The organism is Treponema sp. R80B11-R83G3, assembly GCF_054786115.1.
Genome location: NZ_BDHF01000083.1, coordinates 1 through 6,158, shown reverse-complemented (window position 1 = coordinate 6,158; position 6,158 = coordinate 1). Strand labels below are relative to the sequence as shown.

The window sequence follows — 6,158 nt, the reverse complement described above, 5'->3', positions numbered from 1 at the left end:
TAATTTACCAATGGAGAATAAATAATCGAGGGCTGCGCCGGATATATTTTTATGTCCCCAGGGATTAGTTTTACATTTTCCCAGTTTAATGTCTTTTGCTTCAAGATGACCACGATTTTTTATCTCTTTTATTACTTCATCTGTATGAGATAAAACTTCTGTTTGACTGCGCCTTGCAAGCATTTTTTTATATGTTTCATTTTTAATTTTTCTTACCCTGTTAAAGAACCGCCAATCTTCGGTTCTATAAATTGACATTTCCTTATCCCATGCGTCAACAAGGTATCTGTCTTTATATAAAAGTTTATCAAGAATATCGGCAGTAAACCCTTTTATTCTCGATTGTAATACAAGGTACGGATTACGCCCTACCACATTTAACGGATCGTATTGAATAGACCCTAATTTCTTAAAAACATTTTTAACCCCGATTTCCCCTGACAGGGTATTAAAATTATACAATGAATGATAATGTACCAAGTAAGAACAAAGGTCGTTTTTCGTAATAAAATGCGTCATATAATATTATCCGGTTTATAAGCTATTGCGTTAAACGGTTGAGATTCATGCGGATTTTTCCGTTGCAGGAGTATAACATTCCAATTGAAAGAAATCCCCGTTATATTTTTTAAAATCTATTCTTTCAAAATAGACTTTATCCATAGACAGTGAGTAATTAAATTTATCATCATTGATATATTTCCTAATTATTCCGTACATTTTGTTAGCTGTTTCTATGTTAATGTCATTATATTGATGTTGCCCGATAAAGCGGAAACGGGCGCACATTGAAGTATTGAATGTAGCGCCGCTTAATCCGGGGGGAATATCAGATAAATTCCGCACTTGAACCGAAGTTAAGAATTCAGAATATTTTTTTTCATGGTTAATGTTGTGGGTAAAACCGAAATAAACATCGGGATTTATTATATTTTTAACCCGTTGGCGATCATTCTCCCAAAAGAGTTTTCCGGCATTATAGACTTCTTTTAAGGCGTTTTCAAACGATAATTTGTGCGTCTTTCCTATTAAGTGAAACTGCGGTACTACTACAAATTCAGGACCAAAGAAAGCGTTGTCATCTAAATTGTTTTCATCAAAAAGGTGTAAGGGCGGCTGTATTTTTATAATTTGCCTTGTCTTGCGTAAATTGTCAGGCGATATGCCGAATTCACGCCTGAATGATCTGCTGTATGAATTCTCATAGCCAAAGCCGTATTCAAGGGCTATGTCGATTATGTTTTTATCCGTATGTAAAATATCGTTAAGGCTTTCCGCCAACGTGCGGGAACGTATGTAGCCGGATATTGCTTTATTAAACGCAAACTTGAAAAGTCTGCGTAAATGGATTTCAGAAAGGCTGTATTTTTTTGAAAGCGTGAAGGCGGTGATATTCTTTTTTATGCCTTCTTCTATATCAAGTAATACGTTTTCGAGTAATGCAAATGGTTTCTTTTTTTTACAGGGGGGAGCGTGCGCCCCCAAAAAATGCCATATTTTGTTAATAGCAAATTTTTTTCTGTCAAAAAACGTCGATTATTCGCCTGTTTGTTTACCCAATTAAAGGGGCGCACGGGGGAACCGACAACCGCAGTCGCAGGGTGAAGTTGAAAAAAACCACAGGCTTGCCCTTATCACCGACAAAATCCTGTGGCTTTTTTCTCTTTTCTTTTTTATTTTTTATTTTTTATTTCGCTAATCCAATCCCCGTCCAAAACCGCATTTCCGCCGTCCTGCCCTGCACAAAACCCATTTCTTTAAGCCTCATAGTAAAAAACCTTTCGCTTACGGCGTGTTCCTTATTTTCTTCGCACCAATCGGCATAAGCCCTGTACAAATCCCTAATCCGAATCGTAATACCGCCGTCCTTTACGCACCGTTCCTTAATAAAATTTCCTATAACGTCCATTTCACCACGATACTCGTCAGTAGCGTCAAGAATATCAGCAGGGGCTATTAAACCCTCACGCTTCCAATTTGCCGTCCCCTCCAAAAGCCAATTAAGAATACCGCTTGTCTCCTGTTTCAATTTAGCTTCCAAGTTCTTATCCTGTTTTTCCTGTGCGATAGTAGTGGTAAAAGGAATTAGTTTAATCCTCCGCCAAATGCCGTGATCCGTTCCTTTAATCAAAGGCTTGTGGTTAGTCGCCATGAAAATTTTAAAACTGGGAGTAAAATTAAAATATTCGCCGTACAGGAAACGTGCCGTAATCTGGTCGTTTCCGGTAATCTTTTTTATAAGCGGTTCGGAAAGCCGCCGCCCCTGTTCCGCTTCCGTAGTGGACACAAAACGAGTGCCCCTCAATCGGGCAATATCGTTAGTGTATTGATCCGTGTTCTTTTTCATAAAACTTTCCGTAGGCGTGGAAGTGGCGTAATCGCCCAACAAATATTGAATCGTATTCAAAAAAGTGGTTTTTCCGTTAGCCCCGCTCCCATACAAAATAAACATAGTTTGTTCCGTATTATCCCCCGTCAAAGCCCACCCCATAGCGGTCTGCAAAAATTTAATTAATTCCGGCTTATAATCCATAATCTCACGGATAAACTGCTTCCAAAGCGGACAATCGGCGTTAGGATCATATTCAACATTGGCAAGTTTGGTGATCATATCCTCCTGCCTGTGTTCCCTGAATTCCCCGGTTACCACGTCAATAGTGCCGTTACGCACATTCAAAAGCCACGGATTACCGTCAAGATCGTCAGCGGTAATATTCAACTCCTGAATATATTGCGCCGTTTTAATCATAGCCTCCCGCCTCCTTATGCTTTCGCTGATCCTCGCAAAATTCTCAATATCGATCCGTTCCCGATAATCAGCAGTCCTTGATAATTCATCGTAAATGTTCCGCACGGTCTCAAGCCCTTTCTCATGAATCAAAGCGCCGCCCTCGTCAGTTTTCCAATTCGTTCCGTTCCAAACAAGCCATTTTTTCCAAGCGGTAAAATATCTAATATTCCGCTTATGCTCCTTTAACAGCCTTTCGGCGTTTGTTGAATCAGTAAATTGAATACTCCCATTTTTCAATTCGCTAATCCTAAGATAAACGCTTTCATCACCTCCAAGCGGTAAAATATCTAATATTCCGCTTATGCTCCTTTAACAGCCTTTCGGCGTTTGTTGAATCAGTAAATTGAATACTCCCATTTTTCAATTCGCTAATCCTAAGATAAACGCTTTCATCACCATAAATTATTTTTTCATTTTGACGATTATATAAATTAAAATGTGTGGTTTCAATACTACCATTTCGAAATATTTGAACATAACTGTATATTTTACCATCAGGAATAAAGTCATATAATAAATATCCATCATAGTTACTAATTGCTCCAGTAGCGTACATATTTGATATTAGTTCAATGTTTTTCAATTTTATTTTGGGCATAGATAATTGAATATTATTATTAATTGAATTTAATGATGCAATATGAATTACAAAAAAATTATCTGAATAATATTTGAATGGAAAACTATGCGATTTCAACTTCATAATACGGTTAATTCTAAAATTTTCAAATTGTTCTTCCGCAGATTTTGAGCTTAAAAACAAAGCCCTGATTTCTGAAATATCAAGTTGATATTTTCCTGAGCTATGTCTTCCATAAAATACAAAATTTCCATTTACATAATGAGGTTTGGTAAAGCTAGAATGGATACACATAATGTATATTTTTTTATTTTCAACTATCAATTCACGAAATTCGGGCGGGTTCAATCTTGGAGATATTCTATCTTTAACCATACTTGTTAGTCGCAAAAAATCATCATCTGTTGATGTTTCTATATTAATTATTTCAGAGGCTTCACCTTCACTGTTTTCTTTCATACCAAAAATTATAATACCGCCATCAGTATTAGCAAAAGAGGCAATGCTTTGTAATAATTTAATTTTTTCATCATCTTTGTTTTTATCAGGCAACTGGCGTTTAAATTCCAGGGTTTTCTGTTCAGATATTTTATTAGTTATTAAGTTGAGGATGTCATTTTCAGTAATAGAGAAAATATCAGAAAAATACATTTTATTATGTGTCCCTACCTTCTATTAAACATCTTTGATTTTCAATTATTTCTTTCATTTCAGCAATACTAAACATTTCTTTCTTTGAATGAACAACAGTAACTATTTTAATCCATAATTTGGTGTCGATATTGACGGCTTCATTGTTAAATTTCATAGATACCTCTCATTACCTCAATGCCTCTTTCTGCTTCCCCAAATAAACCGCATATACCGAAATCATACAAAAACCTTATTTACTAAGCCAACCATGACTTAATTCCGCTTACCGTCAGAATATCTTATATTTTACACATTTTCAATATAAAATTTAGTTGATAAATATTGATTTTACCTTAAAATCCTGCATGCAAATATTATTTCAGTCAATGTCTTCATCAATATCGGGACTTTCTACTCTCCACCCAATATTCTCTATTAACCAATTCAATAGGAATTTTACATAATCAGTGTTCCAATTCAATGTGTCCAAAAATTTCGGGCTGGAGTTATCAATAAAATTGGTCATTGGTTCTTTTGGGAACAACAATTTCCCGCCCTTGAAGCTGTCGTATATTCTTTTTGCCTCTTTAACGTCGGTTAACTTATAAGTTTCAAACAATTCCTTTGCACCCTTATAATTCTCGCCGAGATTGACTGCCAGTGCCCATTGTTTTATAGGTCGCAAAAATGGTTGGAATCCTATCGGTTCGCAACCATATCTTTTGTATATATCTGTGATATGCGCCCTATATAAAGTTGGGGAATATTGTTCGAAATCTTCGATGAGTTTATACTCGTTTGTTTTTTCATCAACATAAGTGTAGGCGAAAAATTTGGCTATGTCCTCATTGCGTGTTAAATCCAAATAATTTGAAACAAAACCATAGTGCTGTGCTATGGCTTCCGCGTCTATGTCGAAAATTAGGTTCTCCTCGCCCCATTTGATTGGTTGTTTGAAATAATCATAAATCGGAGATTTCTTCAATGCGGAAATGAAGTGTTTTGTTGTTTGTATCTTATCTGTTTCATTTTTGCGCAAGGCTCTTTGTAAGGATGGTTCAAAATGTTCATATTCTTTATGTTCGCCTCTATAAATATAGGACGAAAATCCTGTGGGGTTTAGAAAAATTTTGAATTTATCCTCTGCCGTTTTGACATAAGAACCATTTAACGCTTTTCCGTCTCTTGTGCGATTTACCAAATTCCAGACACTAACATCAGCATTTGGCGATGGAATATTTAAAATCGGTATCAAGTGTTCCCATGTCATAAGATAGCAACCTTCGTGAATAGATACGTTTAATACTTGTGTAAAATTGGGAAAATATATGTTTTTACGATCATTCGCCAGTCTTGCGTTTCGTGCGGCAACTTTTTGCTTGTGTCTTTCCTTTTTATTTCCCATGTCATCTTATATCAATAAAATCTATAGTATTCCACTTGGTAAACTTTGCTATTTGTGACAGTTGTCGCAAATTTTGCGACAAGTTAAATCAACGCCCTCTACTTATTATCTTCATTTCGCCAACGCCTTCCTTTGCAATTTCCAAATACGCCGTCTGCGCTGTTGACATATTGGCTAAACGCTGTTTTAATAAAGCCTTTTCTATGGGGTCTATGCCGGGGGCTTTCAGTATGTTTTTTATCCTTGCCTGGTGTTTGCCACAAGCTATTTGGTATGAGTCCTTCGGAAAGCCTTTTATACGGTATTCACTATCGTGGGGGTGCGTTTGTTCTGCTACCTCGTAATGTAAGCCTTCAACGGCTTCGAGGGCAAGAAAAGCGTCATCAAAAAAACGGACGGCTTTAGTTAAACTGCTTATGCTGTCTTTGTCTGATTTTTCCAAAAATTCAAGTTCTTGCCCCAAAAATGTCCACTCGGCAAGGATGAGGGCTTGCGGGTCGGCGGCGGCTTGGGCTTCCTTAAAAGCAGATAGGGCTTGCGTTATGCCTTTTTTGTAGGAAACACGGCCTTCTTCCGCTTTGCCTTCAATGGCAAAACCTTTACGGCCTGCGTCAATATTTGCAGCTGCTTCATATATACTATTGACGAGTAAAATCCGGTCCAAATTCCGCCTCTGCTTCTGATAAGTTCCAACCGCTTTCTATGAGCGGCTTTAAACCAACTTTTTCTTTGTACATTTTTGCAAGATA

Annotated in this window: 7 protein-coding genes; all 7 read right to left on the bottom strand. The window is 36.9% G+C overall.

The window, feature by feature from the left end:
* Positions 1 to 519, bottom strand: a 519-nt coding sequence (locus tag ACYVRH_RS10440) for a DNA glycosylase AlkZ-like family protein (RefSeq protein WP_461256855.1), incomplete at its 3' end; no start/stop codon positions are given.
* Positions 520 to 564: 45 nt separating this feature from the next.
* Positions 565 to 1,485, bottom strand: a complete 921-nt coding sequence (locus ACYVRH_RS10435; protein WP_461256854.1) for a helix-turn-helix domain-containing protein — start codon at positions 1,483 to 1,485, stop codon at positions 565 to 567.
* Positions 1,486 to 1,687: 202 nt separating this feature from the next.
* Positions 1,688 to 3,028: a DNA primase family protein gene (locus tag ACYVRH_RS10430; protein ID WP_461256853.1), complete on the bottom strand. Its 1,341-nt coding sequence runs from the start codon at positions 3,026 to 3,028 to the stop codon at positions 1,688 to 1,690.
* 28 nt (positions 3,029 to 3,056) lie between these two features.
* Positions 3,057 to 4,022, bottom strand: coding sequence for an AlbA family DNA-binding domain-containing protein (locus ACYVRH_RS10425; protein WP_461256852.1), 966 nt, complete (start codon positions 4,020 to 4,022; stop codon positions 3,057 to 3,059).
* A gap of 4 nt (positions 4,023 to 4,026) precedes the next feature.
* A complete protein-coding gene (locus ACYVRH_RS10420; protein ID WP_461256851.1) occupies positions 4,027 to 4,179 on the bottom strand; it encodes a hypothetical protein in 153 nt (50 codons plus the stop codon).
* Between the two features lie 204 nt (positions 4,180 to 4,383).
* On the bottom strand, positions 4,384 to 5,409 hold the full coding sequence (locus tag ACYVRH_RS10415) for an FRG domain-containing protein (protein ID WP_461256850.1): 1,026 nt from the start codon (positions 5,407 to 5,409) through the stop codon (positions 4,384 to 4,386).
* A gap of 88 nt (positions 5,410 to 5,497) precedes the next feature.
* Entirely contained in the window at positions 5,498 to 6,073 is a 576-nt protein-coding gene (locus tag ACYVRH_RS10410) for a hypothetical protein (RefSeq protein ID WP_461256849.1), read from the bottom strand.
* Between the last annotated feature and the right edge of the window lie 85 nt (positions 6,074 to 6,158).